We start from the raw sequence: 19,685 nt of genomic DNA on the forward strand, positions 1-19,685 counted from the left end.
GAAAAGATCAGCCTCCGGAGGCCGGCTGGAGTTCGGTGAGCATGAGCGTGCCGCCCATCTCCAGCCAGTTGCGCCACACCGTCGGCGGATACTTCGGCGTGCCCTGCGCACTGGACGGCCAGTTCTTCCAGACCGAGTTGGTGGTCTGGGACCACAGGCCGTTGTACCAGAGGGGGATGACGGGCATGTCGTCCAGCTGGATCTTCTGCAGCTCCGAGGTGATCTTCTTCATGCCCTCCAGGTCCTCGGGCTTGACCTGGTCGAGCTGCTGGGTGAGGTCCCACGCCCGCTTGTTCTCGTACCGGCCGTAGTTCGTCGTGGTCTGCAGCTTCTGCACCGGCAGGCGGAACAGGTAGTCGTAGTACAGCCAGGGGGTGTTCGCGAGCTGCTTGTCGTTGTTGATGACCATGTCGAACTTGCCGGTGTTGCGAATGTCGACGAGCGCGTTGTAGTCGGGGAAGTCGGCCTCGATGTCGATGCCGGCCGCCTTGGCGCTGGAGCTGATGACCCGGGCGGCCTCCATCCAGTCGGTCCATCCGGCGGGCACGATGAGCTTCAGCGAGACCTTGGCGCCGTTCGGCGCCTCGACCAGCCCGTCGCCGTTGCGGTCCTTGTAGCCGGCGTCGGCGAGCAACTGCTTGGCCTTGTCGGGGTCGTAGGAGAAGCCCGTCTGGGAGGTGACGTTCTTGTCGATGTACTTGTCCCACTGCGGCAGCAGGCCGGTCGGGTCGGAGGCCTTGACCAGGTTGCCGTAGACGCCCTCGACGATCTTCTTGGTGTCGATCGAGTAGGCGACCGCCTTACGGAACTCCTTGTCGTCCATCGGCTTCTTGGTGGTGTTGAACCACAGCCACGCCGTGTTCGCCGACAGCATGTACGGCGGCTGGTCGTAGTAGGTCTTGATGCCGAAGTTGCCCTTGACCAGGTTCGCGATGCCCGGCAGGAAGTTGACGCTGAGGTCGAGGCCCTTCTGCAGCAGCAGGCCCATCGCGACCTCGTTGCTGGAGTTGACGATGTCGACGACGTACTTCGGCTTGACGTCCTTGTTCAGCGCCTTGGTCGCCCACCATCCGTCGCGCTTGACCCAGACCATGCGGTCCTGGTCGTGCGACTGGTAGGCGTACGGGCCGGTGCCGACCGGCTTCTCGTTGATCCCGTTCATCACCTCGTCCTCCGACCTGCTCTCCCACAGGTGCTTGGGGACGATGGCCCGGCTGTAGAGGTGGTTGGCCCACTCCTGGTGGTTGGCCGTGGCGAAGGTGAACTTCACCGTGTAGTCGTCGACCTTCGCGGCGGACTTCATCCAGGACCACAGCGGGTGGTAGGGAACGGTCTCGAACTTGCCGAGCTCGAAGGTGAAGATGACGTCGTCGGCGGTGAAGGGCTTGCCGTCCGACCAGGTGACACCCTTGCGCAGCTTGAGCGTGTACTCCAGGTCGCCGGTCCAGTCGCCGCTCTCGGCCAGCCAGGGCGAGAACTTGTCGGTGTTCGGGTCGTACATGAACAGCGTCTCGTAGACCAGGCCCTTGGTGCCGGTGGCGAAGTCCCACTCGCGCAGGGGATTCCAGTTCGCCGGGGGTCCCCACTGGGTGCCGCTGGTGTAGAGGGTCTCGTTGCGGGGGAAGGCTCCGCCGCTGCCGGCCGCCGCCGGGGCCGCCGCACCGCCCGCGGCCCCTCCCGCCGCACCGCCCGGGGCCGGCGACCCGCCGCCCGAACAGGCCGCGCTTAACAAGCCGGTCACCAGCACCGGTACAAGAAACCGCGCTCGGTTTCGCATGGTGTCTCCTCTTTCCCCACGCGACGCCGCGCGGGGTCTGCACTCCAGGCCCCGATGTTGCTCGGCTCGCTACTGCTGAACCGGATAAGTGCCGAAACCGTAAAATCCGAATGTCGGTGGTGTCAATAGGAAGAAGATGGAGGCAAAGTAACGGTAGTAAGCTGACAGCCACTGGACCGGTTCAGCCCGAGGGGACACGTGAGAAGACCGACCATCGCGGACATCGCACGCCAGGCGGGGGTCTCCAAGGGGGCGGTCTCGTACGCCCTGAACGGCCAGCCGGGGGTGTCGGAGGCCACCAGGGCGCGCATCCTGGCCATCGCCGACGAGATCGGCTGGCGCCCGAACATCGCGGCCCGCGCGCTCAACGGCGCCCGCGCGCACGCCGTGGGCCTCGCCCTGTGCCGGCCCGCCCGCTTCCTCGGCGTCGAGCCGTTCTTCATGGAGCTGATCAGCGGCATCGAGGCCGAACTGTCGGCCCGCTCGTACGCGTTGCTCCTCCAGGTGGTCGGCGACCACGAGGCGGAGATGGGCGTCTACCGCCGCTGGTGGGGAGAGGGCAGGGTGGACGGCGCGATCCTCGTCGACCTCCACCTCGACGACCCCCGGGTGCCGGAGATCGAGGAGATGGGCATGCCCGTCGTCGTGATCGGGCACCCCTCGGCCGCCGGATCGCTCCTGCCGGTCTGGGCCGACGACGGCGCGGCCGTACGGGAGACGGTGGAGTATCTCGCCGCGCTCGGGCACCGGCGCATCGCCCGCGTCGCCGGGCTGCCGCGGCTCGTCCACACGGTCATCCGCGACCGCGCGTTCACCGACGTATGCGCCGGCCTCGGCCTGGACGTCTGCCCCACGGTGCACACCGACTACACCGGCGAGGAGGGAGCCCGGGCGACCCGCCGGCTGCTCAGCTCGCCCGACCGCCCCACCGCGGTCGTGTACGACAACGACATCATGGCCGTGGCCGGTCTGTCCGTCGCCCAGGAGATGCGGCTCGACGTGCCGGCCGACCTGTCCATCGTCGCCTGGGACGACTCCCCGCTCTGCCAGGTCGTCCGTCCGCCGCTGACCGTGGTCGCCCGCGACATCCCGGCGTACGGCGGGCACGCGGCGCAGCGGCTGCTGTCGCTGATCGACGGCGCGGACACCAGGCCGCTGGAGGACGTGCCTCCGCGCCTCACCACCCGCGGCAGCACGGCCCCGCCTGCCTGACCGTCTCTCCTGACCGCCTCTCCCGCCTGACGGTTCACGCGTTTGGAAGGTGACGTTCAGGGAAGATCGCTACACTTGGCCCCGTTTGCCGTAGCCGGCTCTCGACCAGGCGGGAAGCCCTGGTCCGACCCTCAGGAGCACGACAGTGGGTCACGTCGACGTGCGTCCCGCCCCTCCGGCGGAGGACCTCCCGGCGCCACCTCCCCGGACGCCGCCGAAGTGGCGGGCCTGGCTGTGGGTGGGCCTGTCGGGCGTGCTGGGCGTGCTGACGGGCGCCGTCACGGTCACCGCCGGTCAGTACGTCAAGCTGACCGGCAACGTCCGGCACGAGGCGGTGACCAAGCAGGACCTCGGCGACGCGCGGCCCCAGAAGATCAGCAAAGCGCTCAACGTGCTGATCGTCGGCTCCGACCAGCGTGACGGCGCGAACGCCAGATACGGCAAGTTCCCGGGCGAGCGCACCGACACGATCATCCTGGCGCACATCTCGCCGAACCGGGACGGCGCGGTCCTGATCAGCTTCCCCCGCGACTCGCTCGTCCAGTTACCGGCGTGTTCCGCCAAGGGCGACCGGCTGCCGGGCCAGCGGCCACACGTCGGGATGATCAACGAGTCGTTCAACTCCGGCGGCATCGGCTGCACCTGGAGGACGATCGAACGGCTGACCCAGATCCACATCGACCACTTCGTGAAGGTCGACTTCACCGGCTTCAAGGCGATGGTGAACGCGCTGGACGGCGTGCCGGTCTGCCTGCCGCAGGCCGTCCACGACAAGAAGGCGCTGCTCACCCTGCCCGCCGGCAGGCAGGTGCTCAAGGGCGAGCAGGCGCTCGGGTACGTCCGCGCCCGCTACTCGCTCGGCGACGGCTCCGACATCGGCCGGATCCAGCGGCAGCAGATGTTCCTCGCCTCGATGGCGAAGAAGGCGATGAGCGGCGAGACGCTGACCGACCCCGCGACGCTGTTCGGGTTCCTCGACGCGGTGACCAAGGCGATCACCACCGACCCCGACCTCACGATCGGCGTGATGAAGGACCTCGCGATGAGCGCGAAGGGGCTGACGGCCGGGCAGATCCGCTTCGTCACCACCCCCTGGCGCTACTCGGTCACCAACCCCGGGCGGGTCGAGTGGGTGCAGCCCCAGGCCAAGCGCCTGTTCACCATGGTCGCCGCCGACCAGATCGCCAAGAACGTGCGAAGCGGCGAGCAGAAGATCCCCAAGTCGCAGATCCACATCCTGGTGCGCAACGGCAGCGGCAGGCAGGGCCTCGGCACCGAGGTGGCCGCCGAGCTGGAGCAGCGCGGCTACCACATCGTGAAGGTCGAGCAGGCGCCCAGGCCGTACGCGAAGACCACCGTGGCCTACTCCGCCAACGGCGAGGGCCGGGCGTCGCGGTTGTACCGCGAGCTCAAGAAGACGCGGTCCCACCTGGTCCGCACGGCCACCACCCAGGCCCTCGTGCTGGGGATCGGCGCCGACTGGCAGGGGATGAAGCCCCCCAAGACGCTCGACGACGTGGAGGGCTTCGACGCGACCCAGGACAGCTGCACGGCCTCTGAGCTGACGGCTTCCTGATCTAGAAGATCAGGTCCAGTATGCCTCCGCCGCGCCGCGGCGCCTCCTGGGTGGGGGCGGGCGCGGGAGCCGTGGTGGGCTCGGACGTCGGCTCGTTCGTCGGCGCGACGGTCGTCGGCGCCTCGGACGGCTCGTCCACCGTCACCGGAGGCCGCGACCGCACCGGGCCGCGCGACCGGGTCGGACGCGGAGACGCACCGGCCCGCGGCCCGGTGTCCTGCGTACGGGCCGACGTGTCACGGGACGGCGCCCGGGTGGTGGTTGTCCCAGGGGTCGGCGCGGCGGGCGAGGGGTTGTCGTCACCCGTCCCGGGATCGGCGAGCGCGGCGTCGTCACCGGAGTCGTCACCGGTGGCGCTGTCACCGGACGCACCGCCCGGAGTCGGCGTCAGGGACGTCGCCGGGGCACCGGCCGCGCAGCCGCTCGCACCGCTCGCACCGCCCGGACCGCACGCCGGTTCGGCCGGGCTGCCCACCCACAGGGCGAGGGCCCAGATCGCGGCGACGAGGCCGACACCGATCAGGCCGGCCCGCAGCAGCATGCCGCCGCGCCGCGAGTCCTCCTCGTCTCCATAGGCGTCCACCTCGTCGTCCTCGGGATCGGGAGCGTTGCGCCAGCCCGACCCCAGGAAACCCCGGGGCTCGCTCTCGCCGGAGGACTCCAGGACGACGGTCGCGGGCCTCTCGGTCGCGGGCTTTTCGGTATCAGGACGCCAGTCCTCCGCCAGCACGTCGCCGTGATCGGCCTGTTCGCCCTGTGCCTGCCCCTGAATCTGCTGTTCCGGGGTCGCGGCGAGGGCCGCCTCGTCGTGCTCCTCCGACCAGAACCGGTCTCCCTCGGCGTCGTTCCGGGCCTCGCCCGCGATGTACGGCCGTACCAGCGGGCCGGTCTGCTCGTGGGCCTCCTCGCCCTCGGCCGGGTCGTGCATGAGGGTCCTTCCGTACTTCCTAGGTGAACTTCACAGGTGAGCTGAGCGGGGGTCGTGTCCCGCCCCCGCCGAACGTTCCTAGCACCTCCCGACAGTCGTTGTCCGGAAATTTCACAGCAATCACTGGAATCCATCCTGTCACTGAGATGTCACTCCGCGCGCCACTCCAGCCCCAAACCAAGCAAACCCATCGGAGTTGACGGAATCTCTGGAACGGTCTTTAATATCGACTAAACCGACTGACATGGTAGGAATAGAGGGCAAGGCATGAGAGTGCGCAGGCTCGGGGCCATCGCAGCCGCCGTCGTGGCGACGTCCACCCTGGTCACCGCCTGCGGGGGAGGCGACAGCGCCGGCGGGGGCGACAGCGGGGGCGGCGGCAAGGTCCAGTTGGCGCTGGTCGCCTACTCCACCCCCCAGGCGGCGTTCAAGGACATCATCGCGGCGTTCCAGAAGACGCCCGAGGGCAAGAACATCACCTTCACCCAGTCGTTCGGCGCGTCCGGCGACCAGAGCCGCGCGGTGGCCAACGGCCTCAAGGCGGACATCGTCGAGTTCTCCCTGGAGACCGACATCACCCGGCTCGTGAAGGCCGGCATCGTCGCGCCGGACTGGAACTCCGGCCCGGGCGCCGGGCCCAGCAAGGGGATTCTGACCAGGTCCGTCGTTGTCATCGGCACCCGCAAGGGCAACCCGAAGGGCATCAAGACCTGGGACGACCTGATCAAGCCGGGAGTCGAGGTCATCACCCCGAACCCCTTCACCTCCGGCGGCGCCCGCTGGAACCTGCTCGCGGGCTACGGCGCGAAGTCGGACAAGGGCGCCGACCAGGCCGCCGGGCTCACCTATCTCGACTCGCTGCTCAAGAACGTGCCGGTCCAGGACGACAGCGGCCGCAAGTCACTGCAGACCTTCACCGGCGGCAAGGGCGACGCGATCCTCACGTACGAGAACGAGGCGATCTTCGCCCGGCAGAACGGCCAGGAACTCGACTACACGGTTCCCGACGCCACGCTTCTCATCGAGAATCCGGTGGCCGTGACGAAGAACAGCGCGCACCCGGCGGAGGCCGCGGCCTTCCTCAAGTACCTCTACTCGGTTGAGGCGCAGACGATCTTCGCGAAGAACGGCTACCGCCCGGTCGCCGACGGAGTGACCGGCTTCGACTGGCCCGCCCCGCCGCAGCTGTTCACCATCCAGGACCTCGGCGGCTGGGACAAGATCACCACCGAGTTCTTCGACTCCAAGACCGGCAAGGTCGCGGACATCGAGCGCAAGCTCGGCGTGGCCACCGAGAAGTGAGAACTGTGAGAGTGAGAGTCGGGAGAGTGAGAGTCGGGAGATGAGCGTCGACGCCGCCGTAGGGGTGCGGCCGTCCCGGCGCCTGGCCGGCGGCACCGCCGCCGGCCTCGGGACCGCGGTGCTCTACCTGAGCCTGATCGTGCTGATCCCGCTGGCCGCCGTGGTCTGGCGGTCGGCCGACGAGGGCCCCGGATACTTCTGGCGGTCGGTCACCACCCCCGACGCCTGGGCGGCGCTCACCCTGACGATCGGCGCGTCCGCCCTGGTGGCCGTGGTCAACCTGGTCATGGGCACGCTGATCGCCTGGGTGCTGGTCCGCGACCGCTTCCCGGGCAGGGCGGTCCTCGACACGATCATCGACCTGCCGTTCGCGCTGCCGACGATCGTGGCCGGTCTCGTCCTGCTCGCGTTGTACGGCCCGCAGTCCCCGCTCGGGATCAATCTGGCCTACAGCAGGGCCGGCGTCGTGCTGGCGCTGATGTTCGTCACGCTGCCGTTCGTCGTCCGTACGGTGCAGCCGGTCCTGCTGGAACTGGACGCGGAGATGGAGCAGGCCGCGGCGTCCCTCGGCGCCCGGCCGTTCCAGACCTTCCGCCGGATCATCCTGCCGAACCTGCTTCCCGCGATGCTGTCGGGCACCGCGCTCGCCTTCACCCGGGCGATCGCGGAGTTCGGCTCGACCGTGCTGATCTCCGGCAACCTGCCGTTCAAGACGCAGGTCGCGGCGGTGAACCTCTTCAGCCAGATCGAGGGCGACAACATGACGGGAGCGGCCGCGATCGCGACGGTCCTGCTCGTGGTGGCCCTGGTCGCGCTGATCGCGCTCGACGTCCTGCAGCGATGGGGGAGCCGCCGTGGCTAAGCACGTCCTTCGCCTGACCGCCGTCGCCTACATCCTGTTCCTGCTGGTCCTGCCGGTCGGGCTGATCATCTGGCGGACCTTCGGAGACGGGCTCGGCCCGTTCGTCGAGGCGCTGACCTCGCCGTCGGCCCTGCACGCCTTCAAGGTGACGATCACGGTCGCCGCCTGGGCGGTCGTGGCCAACACGGTCTTCGGGGTCGGCGCCGCGCTGCTGCTCGTCCGGCACGAGTTCCCCGGCAAACGGCTGCTCGGGGCGTTCATCGACCTGCCGATGGCCGTCTCGCCGGTCGTCGTCGGGCTCGCGCTCATCCTCGTGTACGGCCGTTTCTCCCCCGTGGGCGGCCTGCTGGAGAGCTGGGGCATCCAGGTGATCTTCTCCACTCCCGGCATGGTGCTGGCCACGGTGTTCGTCGCGCTGCCCCTGGTCGTACGGGCCATCGTGCCGGTGCTGGAGGAGCTCGGCGACGAGCAGGAGCAGGCCGCGCACACCCTGGGCGCGAACCGTCTCCAGACGTTCGCCCGCATCACGCTGCCCGGCATCCGCTGGGCGCTCGGCTACGGCGTCGTGCTCTGCCTGGCGCGCTCGCTCGGCGAGTACGGCGCGGTCGCGGTGGTGTCGGGACGGCTCGTGGACCAGACCCAGACGCTCACGCTGTTCGTCGAGGAGCGGTTCCAGAACTTCGACCAGCCGGCCGCGTTCGCGGCCGCCACGGCCCTCGCGCTGATCGCCGTGGTCACCCTGCTGCTCACCAAGCTCCTGCGCCCGAAGGATCTGTCCGATGGCAATTGAGGTACGCGACGTGAACAAGTCGTTCGGGGCCACGCCGGTCCTGCGCGACGTGTCCGTGGACGTCGAGTCGGGGTCGCTCACCGCCCTGCTCGGCCCGAGCGGCGGGGGCAAGTCGACGCTGCTGCGGGTGATCGCCGGGCTCGAACGGCCCGACACCGGCACCGTCCGGATCTCCGGCGTCGACGCCACCCGCCTGTCGCCCCAGCGCCGCAACGTCGGCTTCGTGTTCCAGCACTACGCCGCCTTCAAGCACCTGTCGGTCTTCCGCAACGTGGCCTTCGGCCTGGAGATCCGCAAGCGGCCCAAGGACGAGATCCGCAAGCGGGTCATGGAACTGCTGGAGCTGGTCCACCTGGAGAAGCTGGCCGACCGTTACCCGTCGCAGCTCTCCGGCGGCCAGCGCCAGCGCATGGCCCTGGCCCGGGCGCTCGCGGTGGAACCGGAGGTGCTGCTGCTCGACGAGCCGTTCGGCGCGCTCGACGCGCAGGTGCGCAAGGAGTTGCGGGCCTGGCTGCGCCGGCTGCACGACGAGGTGCACGTCACCACCGTCTTCGTCACCCACGACCAGGAGGAGGCCATCGAGGTCGCCGACACGATCGTGGTGCTGGCCAACGGAGAGGTCGTGCAGGCCGGCAGCCCGGGCGAGGTGTACGACAACCCCGCCAACCCGTTCGTGATGCGCTTCCTCGGCCCGGTCACCGAGATCGGGGGCAGCCTGGTCCGTCCGCACGACATCGAGATCAGCTCCGGCCCGGTCGAGGGCGGCTCCCCCGCCGTGGTCTCCCGCGTCGTACGGCTCGGCTTCGAGGTCCGCGTGGAGGTGAAGATCGGCACGGAGGAGGCGTGGGTCCAGGTGACACGTGAGCAGGCCGACCGGCTCGCGCTGGAGCCCGGCGACACGGTGCACCTCAGGCCCTCCCCCGGGGCCCGGTCCCTGGTTCTCAGTGCCGTGTGAGAGATGCGGCTCTCCGTCAGGACCCAATACGCCCTGCGCGCCGCCGCCGAACTGGCCGCGGCGGCGCCGGGGCCCGTCCCGGCCGAGCGGATCGCGTCGGCCCAGGGCATTCCCCGGCGTTTCCTCGACAACATCCTGTTGCAGATGCGGCGGGCCGGTCTCATCCACAGCCAGCGGGGACCGGAGGGCGGTTACTGGCTCGCCCGGCCCGCCACGGAGATCACCCTCGCCGACGTCGTGCTCATCGTCGAGGGAGCGCCGCAGGACAACGAGGATTTCCACGGCGTCGCCGGACCGCTCGCCGAGGTCTGGACGGCACTGCGCGACCATGAGCAGGCGACGCTGACGGAGGTCACCCTCGCCCACATCGCGGCCGGTTCACTTCCGCCCCTCTAATCACCGCTATTCGCCCGGTTGGTTGTGCAAGACTCCGCATTCAAGGTGATTTCACGGCGAAACGTGCCAGGCGTAGAGGGCAGGCGAGATGGGTGCTGCTGGGCGGCTCATCGTCAAGCGATACCGGTTGGTCCGCGCTCTCGGCCGTGGCCGCACCGGGGTCGTCTGGGAAGGGCACGACACCCTGCTCGACCGGCCCGTGGCGGTCCGGGAGGTGCTGCTGCCCCCCGGCCTGGGCGAGACCGCGCGGCTGCGGCTCGTCCACAGGATCGCCCGGGAGGCCCGGCAGGCGGAGGCCCTGCGCCACCCGCACATCGCCGCCGTCCACGACGTGGCCGAGGAGGACGGCACTCCGTACATCGTGATGGAGCTGGTCCGTTCCCGCTCCCTGGACGGGATGGTCGCAGGCGACGGCCCGCTCACGCCCGCGCAGGCCGCGCCGATCGCCCGGAAGGTCCTGTCCGCGCTGGCCCACGCCCATGCCGCCGGCGTACGGCACGGCGACGTCCGGCCGGCCAACGTCCTCGTCGGGCACGACGGCCGGGTGCTGCTCGCCGACTTCGGCGTCTCCGTGCTCGCCGCCGACCCGGCCTTCGCCCCCACCCGCCGCGACCCCGCCGCCGTTCCTTCTGCTGCTTCCCCCACCGCTGCTTCCCCCGCAGCTGTTCCTGTCCGGCGGGACCCGGAGGACTTCCTCGCTCCGGAACGTTCCGCGGACGACCCCCGCACCATCGCCGCCGACCTGTGGTCGCTGGGCGCCACCCTCCATCTGGCGGTCACCGGCCGGCCGCCGTCGCAGCCGCTCGGAGAGGTCCCCGAGGAGCTTCGCGCCGTACTGACCGGGCTCCTCGCCCGGGACCCGAGGCGGCGGATCGACGCGGAGACCGCCGACCGGCTCCTCGCCGAGGCCGAACCACCCGCTCCCGCTCCCCCCGTACGGCGGAGCCTCGGCCGCACCCGGCTGGTCGCGGGCGTCGCGGCGGCCGTACTGGTCGCCTGCGCGGTGGGCGGCTGGGCGGTGCTGCGCCCCGGCGCCGAAGGCCGGGCCGCCTCCCCGGTCACAACGCCCATGGCATCCTCGTCTGCCCCTGCGTCTCCCACTGTGTCTCCTGCCGGGCCGGCCGCAGTGCCCGTCACCGGCTCGGCCACTCCCGCGCCGCGGCTCAAGTTGAAGTGGTACCGGTCGGACGCCGGCTGGCGGGCCGGTGTGCCCCGCGACTGGACCCGCGAGGACCAGCCGTACACCGTCGCCTGGCGCGCCCCCGACGGCGCGGCGACGCTCGTCGTCGAGGTGACAGCGCAGAGCGGCACCGACCCCCTCGCGGCACTCGGCGAGGCCGAGGCCATCTTCCTGCCGACCGCCAAGAGCTACCGCAAGCTCCGGCTCAAGCCCGTGACCAGCCCGTACGGACCATCCGCCGACTGGGAGTTCACCTGGAAGCCGCGTAAGGCGTCGGAAGGGGACCACCTGGTCAAGGGGGTCGGATATCACCAATATCGCCGGGTGATCTCGACGGGCACGACGACCAGCGTGCTGACCTGGACCGCACGGGCCTCCGACTGGGACGCCCTGCGGCCCACCCTGGTCAAGGTGTTCTCGCTCTTCCAGCCGCCCGCCACGAGCTGAAACCCTCTCCCCGCCCTCGCGGATGTGCCATGATGAGCCACGACCGAAAGTGACAACGGTTTTCATTTTCTGATGTGGATACACAGCTGGAGGGCTCGCCATGCGGGTGGCGTTCGTCGGCAAGGGCGGAAGCGGAAAGACGACCCTGTCGTCGCTGTTCGCGAGGTACGCGACACGGCGGGGACCGGTCGTCGCGATCGACGCGGACATCAACCAGCATCTCGGCCTGGCCCTCGGCGCGACCGGGCAACCTCGGCCGCTGGGCGGGATGCTGACCGAGATCAAGGACTACCTGCGGGGCGACAACCCCCGCATCCGCGACACGGCGTCCATGGTCAAAACGACTCCCCCCGGCTGCGGCTCCCGACTGGTCCGGCTGGACGACCCGTTCTTCCCGTCCAGCCACATCGACGGTGTCTCGCTCATGGTCACCGGCCCCTTCGGCGAGGACGACCTCGGGGTCGCCTGCTACCACTCCAAGGTCGGAGCGGTCGAGCTCTATCTCAACCATCTGGTCGACGGCCCCGGCGAGTACGTCGTAGTGGACATGACCGCCGGAGCCGACTCCTTCGCCTCCGGGCTCTTCACCCGGTTCGACCTCACCTTCCTGGTCGCCGAGCCCACCCGGCAGGGCGTCGGCGTCTACCGGCAGTACCGCGACCACGCCACCGGATTCGACGTCCCGCTGGCCGTCGTCGGCAACAAGATCCACTCCCCGGAGGACGCCGACTTCCTCCGCGAACACGTGGGCGACGACCTGCTGACCTGGTTCGGCCACTCCCCCGCCGTCCGCGCGATGGAGCAAGGCCGGCCGTTCGCCCTCGGCGACCTGGAGCCCACTGCCCACCACGCCCTCGCCACCATGCTCGACCGGCTCGACGCGCAGCCCAAGGACTGGGCGAAGTTCGGCAGGCATGCGGCCGAGTTCCACACCCGCAACGCCCGCGCATGGGCGAACCGCGCCACCGGCGACGACCTGGTCGCGCAGATCGACCCCGAATTCGTGTACGGCCCCGCCGTCACCACCCCCTGAACCCCCCTCAACCTGTCGAAGGACAACCGAGAGGAGAACAGCCATGTCGCTGTCCGTGCCCGACAACCTGCTCGCCCAGGCCCGTACCGGTGAGGTGGACGACGCGGCCTTCGTCGCCTGCGTCCGCGACTCCCTGCCGTACGCCTGGACGACGATCACCGCGCTGATCGAACGGCGCGACCGATCAGGAGCCGACTTCGCCGACAACCAGGTGCCGCCGCCCGACGAGGCCTCCCGCGGCCAGCTGCTGCGCTGCCTCGCCAGCGACGCGATGCGGGGCGCCCTCGAAAGGCACTTCGGCGTACGGCTCGCCTTTCAGAACTGCCACCGGGTCGCGGTCTTCGACCCGGCCGCGACCCAGGCCTACGGGGAGTTCGTCACCCCCCGCGCGCAGATCCTGAACCAGAGCCCCGACCTGGTCGACTGCTGAACACCCGCTACTGCGAGCCGCCGTTGACATAGAGGGTCTGTCCCGTGACGTACGACGCGTCGTCGGAGGCGAAGAACGCCACCACCGACGCGATCTCGGTCGGCTGGGCGACCCGCCGCAACGGCACGAACTGCGAGGCGACGGCCTGGTGCTCCTCCGGCGACATGCCGAGGCGCACCGCCGTCGCCTCGGTCATCGGCGTCGCGACATACCCGGGCGCGACCGCGTTCACGCGGACCCCGAACTGGCCGAGCTCGATCGCGAGAGTCGCGGTCAACCCCTGGATCCCCGCCTTGGCCGCCGAGTAGTTGGCCTGCCCGCGGTTGCCCAGCGCCGACCGGCTCGACAGGTTGACGATGGCCCCCGACCTCTGGTCCACCATGTGCTTCTGCACCGCCCGGCTCATCAGGAACGCGCCCTTCAGATTCACGTCGAGCACCTTGTCCCAGTCGTCCTCCGACATCCGGAACACCAGGTTGTCCCGCGTCAGCCCGGCATTGTTCACCAGCACGTCGATACGCCCGAACTCGGCCACCACCCCCGACACGAGACTCTCCACCTGGGCACTGTCGGAGACGTCGCCGCCGAAGGCGACCGCCCTGCCTCCGGTGACCGTGATCTCGTCCACGATCGTGGCGCAGCGATCCGCGGTGAGGTCCACGCACGCCACCACCGCACCCTCCGCCGCCAGACGGCGGGCCGTGGCCGCACCGATCCCCCGCGCCGCACCGGTGACCACGGCGAACTTCCCGACGAACCGCTCCATCGCCAACCTCCACACCCAAGCCCGCGCCCGTACCCGTGCCCGATCACAGCAACTTACTCGGCGCTCCCCCACAGAGACGCCCCCCACACCCGCGTGGGCGAGGGACCGGCCCTCCTGCGCATCACGACGGTGCCCTGGACGACAGCCCCGCGTCATGCGAACATACGTTCGATGAAAGAAGATCGTCAGTGGAAGCGGATCCCTGGTCACATCAGGGTGCTCGCTTCTCCCCTTCTCATCCGGACTGGAGTGCGTGTGCGTCCATCAACCTCTGACCGTGGTCCACTGTCTCGCCGATTAGTCGCCCTTGCCGGTCCCCTGCTCCTGATGACGGGCCTGCTCGTCGCTCAGGCACCCGCCGCCGCGGCCGCCGGGATCGTCACCGACCTCGGTGTCGCCGTCGGGAGGGGCGGAGACGTGGTGGCGCGCGGCAGCAAGGTCTTCGTCGCCGCCGACGATCGGATCGTGGTCGCGTCCCTCGACGGTCAAGTCATCGACACGATCAGCGGCCTGTCCGGGGCCGTCGCCCTGACCGCGCCAGATGGCGGCAGGAGGGTGTACGCGGCGCTCCGCGACTCGCATGAGGTGATCGAGATCGACACCGCCACGGTCACCATCACCAGGCGTATCGACCTCACCGCGTACCCGTGCCCGTCGAATCTGGCGCAGTCCCATGACCGGCTGTGGATCGGATACGGGTGCGGCGAGGCTGGAGAGGGAGGCGTCGTCGGTCTCGTTCTGTCGGAGACGACACCCACGCCCGTCCGGGTCGGGCCGGCTACGACCCAGCCTCCGCTGGTCGCCGTCACCGGGAACACGCTGGTGGCGGGGGAGCCGGGAGTCAGCCCCGCCGTAGTCAGGGTGTACGACGTCAGCACCACCCCGGCGACTCCGCGCGGCGAGATCCGCGGAGACGCGAACGGGCTGCCGCCCCTGCGGGACCTCGCTCTCACCGCGGACGGATCGGCGGCGCTGTCGGCCCTGGCCGATACCCGCCAGTTCGACGCCTGGGACACGACAACCCTGGACCGGGCCCGCGCCTACGACAGCAGTGCGTCGGGCGAGCACGGTCTCCCCGCCGCTGTCGCGGCCAGTCCGGACGGCGACTACGTCGTCGGCGGCTGGAACTCCTCTCAGGGCGACACGGCGGAGCTCGTGGTGTACGACCCGGCCACGGCGGAGGTGATCTACGAGGCCGACTACCAGGGCAAGGCGTTGGTGGCGGGCAGCATCGCCTTCTACGGCACACTCACCTGGGGAGTGCTGAAGGAGCCTGAGACCGGGCGGATGCACCTCTGGCGGCTGCCGCCTTCGCCCTTCCACTCCTCCACACTGACCCTGACGGCTCCCCCTGAGGCGACCGCGCTCAAGCAGTTCACCCTCGGCGGACGGCTCACGCTGAGCAACGGATCGCTGCCCGGCGTACAGACGCTCGAACTGTACCGCTGGCTCCCCGACGGCACCTCCCGGCCCTTCCAAGAGATCACCACGGCGGCGGACGGGACCTATCAATTCACCGACACTCCCCCGTCCACCGGGACGTTCAACTATCTCGTGTACTGGCCGGGCAACTCGTGGTTCAGGGGTCGCAGCGCCTCGGCGACCGTCACGGTGACCCCGTATCAGCCGACGCTCACCGTGACCGGACCGGCGACAGGGGCCGTCGGCGAGCGACTTGAGTTCAGCGGAACCTTCGGCGCAGACGGCGTCTCCTTCCCCCGAACGACGATCACCGTCACACGCAGAGTCGTCAGCCCGGATGGCACCGTCACCTCGAAGGCCCTGGCAAAGGTGGCCCCCGCCGCCGACGGTTCGTTCGGCTTCGCCGATACGCCGACCACGGCCGGCGAACACACGTACACCGTCAGGCTGGTCGGGAATTCGATCGTCGCACCGGCGAACACCACCCACGTGGTCACCGTCCTCCAGCCGGCCGCGTAACATCCCGACGAGCGGGTGACGGCGACCCGGATCGCCGTCACCGTCGGTCGTGCACTCTCGGCTGTCCACCATTGCCTCCGTACCTGGTCCGCACTTCAACCGCGCTCCGTGCATGCTCCGGCTGTGCTCCGACCGTGCTCGGAGCCCGGGCACATGTCCGCCGCCCGCCTCTACATGCGCCGCCGGGTGGTGCGGGGGTTCTGGTAGGTGAAGGCCCAGCGGTCGTCGCCCACCTTGCGGCGGGTGTACCGGCTCGAGTTGCGGTAGCGGTCGCGGTTGTGGAACTGGCACGCCGGCCCCAGCAGCTTGAGATCGGTCAGCCCACCGCTGCACCAGTCCTCGGCGTGGTCGATCTGGCACATCGTGGCGGGCAACGGGCAGCCCTCCACCCAGCAGGTGGCGTACCGGGCGAAGACCGCCCGCCGCTGCGCCGGGGTCGCCAGGCGGACCTTACGGCCCATGTCCAGCACCTGCCCGGCGGCGTTCATCACGACCCGCACCAGAGTGCTGGTACGGGCCAAGCGGTGCACGCTGACGACGGGCAGCAGATGCCCGGTCGCCAGAATCAGCCCCGGCAACCCCCGCAACCACACCCCCGGCGGCACACTGCCCCCAACCCCCGCCCGGCCACCCCTCAGCCAGCCGTCACCTCCCGGCCAGGTCGTACCTCCCGGCCAGGCGCCGCCGCTCGCCCACGACGGACCGCCGTGTTCCGCACCCGGCGGAGCATCGGCTCCCGGCCCCGCCCAGGCGTAGCTTCCTGGCCAGGGCTCACCTCCCGGGCGGGTGTCGTCTCCCAGCCAAGTGCCGCCACCGTGTTCCGCACCCGGCGGAGCGTCATGCTCGGCCGGGGGATCAGGGGCATGCGCCTGCTGCTGACGTGCCTGCTGTGGCCGCCACGCTCGGTTGCTGCGGTGTCCCCGCTCGCTCTCCTGGTCGTGTGCGCCGGGGTCGTCGGCGTGGCTCTGCTGGATGTCATCGCACGCGCGCAGGTCGCCGTGCTCGTCGCTACCGGTCGGATCCAAGAGCGGCGGAGCGGAAGCCGGGTCGCCGATGGGCGAGTCACCGGTTGCTGCGCGACCGGTAACAGGCTCCTGCCCACCTGCGGCAGCAGCAGCGGAGGCGTCGTCGCCTACCGCACAGGGCGCAACGGCCGAGCACCCGCCGTCGTCGGCGGAGCGATCACCGCCGGCCCGGGGCACCGTGGCAGTGCGTGCGGGGGCCGTGCCGGCGAGGCTGTCCGCGGGATGGCCGGCCGCAGCGTCCTCGGCTGGGGGGTCGTCAGCTGGGGGGTCGTCGGGGAGGGATTCGGCGTTGACCAGCACCAGAAGCTCTGTGACTATCTTGTTTTCCAGGAACGCGATGAACGCGTCCGCGTTCCGCATGCTCTGCGTGCGGTCATCGCCGTCGGCCTTGGGCTTGGCATAGTTGTCGAGCAGGTGCCGCAACCGTGCGGCGGCTTCCACCGGCAGGCAGAACTCCCCCTCCACAGCGCCGTTCCTGCGCCGGCGTACCCGGAAGAACCGGCGGTCGAAGTCGGCCTGCTCGTCCTTCTCATGCCCGTCGGGATCCAGCACCGCCCGCAGATACCGCCCCGCCTTGGCCACCTCCGCCGCACCCGCCGACCCGGCCAACTGCAGCAAGATCCGCTCAGCCGTGGTCGCCTGGTCGTCGGTCAACCCGGAAGTGGCTATGCAGATCACCTCCACAATGCCCTCGGGCAAGCCGCCCTCCGCGAACAGGCGGCGCACCTCGTGCAGGCGGACCAGCTCCATGCTCATCGTCAGCAACCGGCCGGCTCCCGCAGGCGTCATCCCCCCAGCGGAACGCAGCCACAACTTCGTGGACGCATGCCCATGGCTCTTCGCCTCCCCAGCCCTGTGAACACGCCCGACCCGGGCAGCCAACGCCGAAGTGATCCGATCCCGGGCCGACGACAACTCCTCGGCCTCGGCCAGGCACACGCCCGAGTCCTCCGGCACCGGTACCAGCGCCACCGCCTGCGCCGCCTCAGCAACCGCCGCCACCGCCACCCACGACGACGACCCCGCGCTCGAAGCACTACCGAAAGCGCCGCCAAAAGCACCGCCGAAGGCGCCACTAAACGCGCCGCCGGGCGTACCGTCGGCATCCCGATCACGGCCTGCATGCCGATTCCGGCCCTCTTCACCAAGGCCAGCGCCAGAGGTGCCACCAGGAGCACCATCAGACGCACCATCAGACGCACTGTCGGGAGCATCACCGAATACATCGCCACAAGCGTTACCCGGAGCGCCGCCGAAAGCGGCCTTCTTCACCTCGCGGTCGCTACGGCTCGCGCGCTCTCGCGGCCTGGGGCGGACGATCGGGACATCGTCACGGGCGGCCGAACCCTCGGACCACAGCGGCGAGCCGTCTGTCAGCCGTTCCCGCCAGTCAGACTCCTGGCCAATCGAACGATGGAGGTGGTCAGACCCAGAATCATCGAACAGGTCCACCGCACCCCCAAGTCGATTCGAATTCCTGTGTGTATTCTTTCATCCCCCATCACCGACAGCAACCAGGCGAATACGATAGTTGGAGCTACGGATCGGTCTGGCGATATCAACACAACTCGGATATCAAACTCATCAGACGCGTTTGGGCACCATGCCCTGTCGCCACCGCGGCTCAGCGGAAAGCAATCCTCAGAAGGCCGCGAGGACGTCGAGCGCTTTCGGACAGACAGGTCAGGCAACGCAATTTGATCGGTGAGGGACGTCGACTGGGAAACCGATTGGCCGAAGCACGCCGGAGGCTGCGCTTAGGAGGCGCACATAGGAGGCGCACATAGGAGGCTGACCCAGGGGAGGCTGAGGACGGACTCGCCCCTACGACCGATACGACCGGCCGGACCTCCGCACCACGAACACGCCCCGGAACGGTAAGCCGGAGGTCCGGGCGTGAACCTGAACATCCGGACGCGCTGCTCGTGGGTGCAAGCGGCACCACCACGGGGCCGGGCTGACGCGGCCCTGCGGCGCCGGTGACGCCGGTGGCGCCAGGAGTCGCCGAGAGCCAGCAGGAGCGCGTGGGAGCGGGTGGACACCCGCAACTGGGAGGCTGCCTCGGTGCGGGAACCGGGTGGCGCAAATCGGGGGTGGGGACGGGGTGGCGGGGGCCGGGAAAGGGCGTCGCGAGTGCCGTCGCCAGGTGGTTCGACGCACCGTCGAAGGCGTCCGCCGGATCGTGCTGAACGACCCTCACCGCGCCTGCGGATCATTGACTGAATCTTTACCCTGGGCGCCTGCGGACGGGAGTGACGATCAGCCTTCTAACCTGGGCATTCTCGACCAGGCATGGTCCTTAACCCGCACCCCGCCAAGATGTCTTGTGCCATTTGGCATCAGGCGTGCCCGGCAGCCCCCATCATGTGCTCATGCCCGCTTTTGTCACCCTGTCCGGGCGCTGTGTGCGCCTGGAACCGCTCAGCTTCGCGGTGCTCGACGATCTTGTCGCCGCGGCGAGTGAAGACCGTTCTACGTACGCCTTCACTCGCGTTCCCGCTGGACGGGACGAGATGGCCTCCTACGTGGAGGCCGCCTTGGCTGAGCAGGCGGAGGGCCGCACGATGCCCTTCGCCATCCGGTGGCTGCACACCGACCGCGTGGTCGGTGCCACCCGTCTGATGAACCTGGAGTACTGGCAGGGCCCGATGCCCTGGCCGCCGGGTGCCAAGGGCGCGGTGGGCGAGGTCCCGTCCGTCGCGGACATCGGGTACACCTGGCTCGCCGCGTCGGCCCAGGGCACCGGTGTCAACCGGGAGAGCAAGTATCTGGTGCTCTCCCTCGCCTTCGAGACCTGGCAGGTTCACCGGATCACCCTCAAGGCAGACGTACGCAACACCCGATCCCGGGCCGCCATCGAGGCCCTCGGCGCGCACCTGGACGGTGTGCGGCGAGCGGACAGCCGAGGCGCCGACGACACGGTCCGAGATACCGCGTACTACTCGATTCTGAGTCCCGAGTGGCCCGCCGTACGCGAGCGTCTCCGCGCGAGGCTGGGCCTTCTGGAACCGGCGTCGGAAGCAGCCTGACCAGCCCCTGTAGACAGAGCCCAAAGAAAAAGCGGC

General features: G+C 69.7%; 16 protein-coding genes. 12 read left to right on the forward strand and 4 right to left on the reverse strand.

Features of this window, described 5'->3' with window-relative positions; translation table 11 throughout:
- Positions 1 to 7 precede the first annotated feature (7 nt).
- Positions 8 to 1,777: an ABC transporter substrate-binding protein gene (locus F5972_RS11400; protein WP_150933453.1), complete on the reverse strand. Its 1,770-nt coding sequence runs from the start codon at positions 1,775 to 1,777 to the stop codon at positions 8 to 10.
- A gap of 198 nt (positions 1,778 to 1,975) precedes the next feature.
- On the opposite strand from F5972_RS11400, the gene F5972_RS11405 reads away from it, so the two are divergent.
- Both F5972_RS11405 and F5972_RS11410 read left to right on the forward strand, forming a co-directional pair.
- On the forward strand, positions 1,976 to 2,989 hold the full coding sequence (locus tag F5972_RS11405) for a LacI family DNA-binding transcriptional regulator (RefSeq protein WP_150933454.1): 1,014 nt from the start codon (positions 1,976 to 1,978) through the stop codon (positions 2,987 to 2,989).
- Positions 2,990 to 3,134: 145 nt separating this feature from the next.
- Entirely contained in the window at positions 3,135 to 4,565 is a 1,431-nt protein-coding gene (locus F5972_RS11410; protein ID WP_225311376.1) for an LCP family protein, read from the forward strand.
- A gap of 1 nt (position 4,566) precedes the next feature.
- On the opposite strand, the gene F5972_RS11415 is transcribed toward F5972_RS11410, so the two are convergent.
- A complete protein-coding gene (locus F5972_RS11415) occupies positions 4,567 to 5,493 on the reverse strand; it encodes a hypothetical protein (protein WP_150933455.1) in 927 nt (308 codons plus the stop codon).
- Between the two features lie 267 nt (positions 5,494 to 5,760).
- Here F5972_RS11415 and F5972_RS11420 point away from each other — a divergent pair, with 267 nt between their 5' ends.
- From F5972_RS11420 to F5972_RS11455, 8 genes are all read left to right on the forward strand, one after another.
- On the forward strand, positions 5,761 to 6,795 hold the full coding sequence (locus tag F5972_RS11420) for a sulfate ABC transporter substrate-binding protein (protein ID WP_150933456.1): 1,035 nt from the start codon (positions 5,761 to 5,763) through the stop codon (positions 6,793 to 6,795).
- A gap of 40 nt (positions 6,796 to 6,835) precedes the next feature.
- Positions 6,836 to 7,657: a sulfate ABC transporter permease subunit CysT gene (gene cysT / locus F5972_RS11425; RefSeq protein WP_150933457.1), complete on the forward strand. Its 822-nt coding sequence runs from the start codon at positions 6,836 to 6,838 to the stop codon at positions 7,655 to 7,657.
- Complete coding sequence (locus F5972_RS11430) at positions 7,650 to 8,447, forward strand: sulfate ABC transporter permease (protein ID WP_150933458.1); 798 nt, start codon at positions 7,650 to 7,652, stop codon at positions 8,445 to 8,447. The genes cysT and F5972_RS11430 overlap by 8 nt, the downstream gene beginning before the upstream one ends.
- A complete protein-coding gene (locus F5972_RS11435; RefSeq protein WP_150933459.1) occupies positions 8,437 to 9,402 on the forward strand; it encodes a sulfate/molybdate ABC transporter ATP-binding protein in 966 nt (321 codons plus the stop codon). The genes F5972_RS11430 and F5972_RS11435 overlap by 11 nt, the downstream gene beginning before the upstream one ends.
- Before the next feature lie 3 nt (positions 9,403 to 9,405).
- Positions 9,406 to 9,798, forward strand: coding sequence for an RrF2 family transcriptional regulator (locus F5972_RS11440; RefSeq protein ID WP_150933460.1), 393 nt, complete (start codon positions 9,406 to 9,408; stop codon positions 9,796 to 9,798).
- Between the two features lie 88 nt (positions 9,799 to 9,886).
- Positions 9,887 to 11,425, forward strand: coding sequence for a serine/threonine-protein kinase (locus tag F5972_RS11445; protein WP_150933461.1), 1,539 nt, complete (start codon positions 9,887 to 9,889; stop codon positions 11,423 to 11,425).
- A gap of 100 nt (positions 11,426 to 11,525) precedes the next feature.
- A complete protein-coding gene (locus tag F5972_RS11450) occupies positions 11,526 to 12,458 on the forward strand; it encodes an ATP-binding protein (protein ID WP_150933462.1) in 933 nt (310 codons plus the stop codon).
- A gap of 43 nt (positions 12,459 to 12,501) precedes the next feature.
- A complete protein-coding gene (locus F5972_RS11455; RefSeq protein WP_150933463.1) occupies positions 12,502 to 12,888 on the forward strand; it encodes an SCO5389 family protein in 387 nt (128 codons plus the stop codon).
- Between the two features lie 7 nt (positions 12,889 to 12,895).
- Here F5972_RS11455 and fabG read toward each other — a convergent pair whose 3' ends face one another.
- On the reverse strand, positions 12,896 to 13,654 hold the full coding sequence (gene fabG, locus F5972_RS11460; protein WP_150933464.1) for a 3-oxoacyl-ACP reductase FabG: 759 nt from the start codon (positions 13,652 to 13,654) through the stop codon (positions 12,896 to 12,898).
- Between the two features lie 327 nt (positions 13,655 to 13,981).
- Here fabG and F5972_RS11465 point away from each other — a divergent pair, with 327 nt between their 5' ends.
- Positions 13,982 to 15,595, forward strand: a complete 1,614-nt coding sequence (locus F5972_RS11465) for a hypothetical protein (RefSeq protein WP_150933465.1) — start codon at positions 13,982 to 13,984, stop codon at positions 15,593 to 15,595.
- 170 nt (positions 15,596 to 15,765) lie between these two features.
- Here F5972_RS11465 and F5972_RS11470 read toward each other — a convergent pair whose 3' ends face one another.
- Positions 15,766 to 18,072: an HNH endonuclease signature motif containing protein gene (locus tag F5972_RS11470; RefSeq protein ID WP_318527562.1), complete on the reverse strand. Its 2,307-nt coding sequence runs from the start codon at positions 18,070 to 18,072 to the stop codon at positions 15,766 to 15,768.
- 920 nt (positions 18,073 to 18,992) lie between these two features.
- Here F5972_RS11470 and F5972_RS11475 point away from each other — a divergent pair.
- Entirely contained in the window at positions 18,993 to 19,649 is a 657-nt protein-coding gene (locus F5972_RS11475) for a GNAT family N-acetyltransferase (RefSeq protein ID WP_150933467.1), read from the forward strand.
- The last annotated feature ends 36 nt before the right edge of the window (positions 19,650 to 19,685 follow it).

Source organism: Microbispora cellulosiformans (assembly GCF_008728085.1).
Taxonomy (GTDB): Bacteria; Actinomycetota; Actinomycetes; order Streptosporangiales; family Streptosporangiaceae; genus Microbispora; species Microbispora amethystogenes.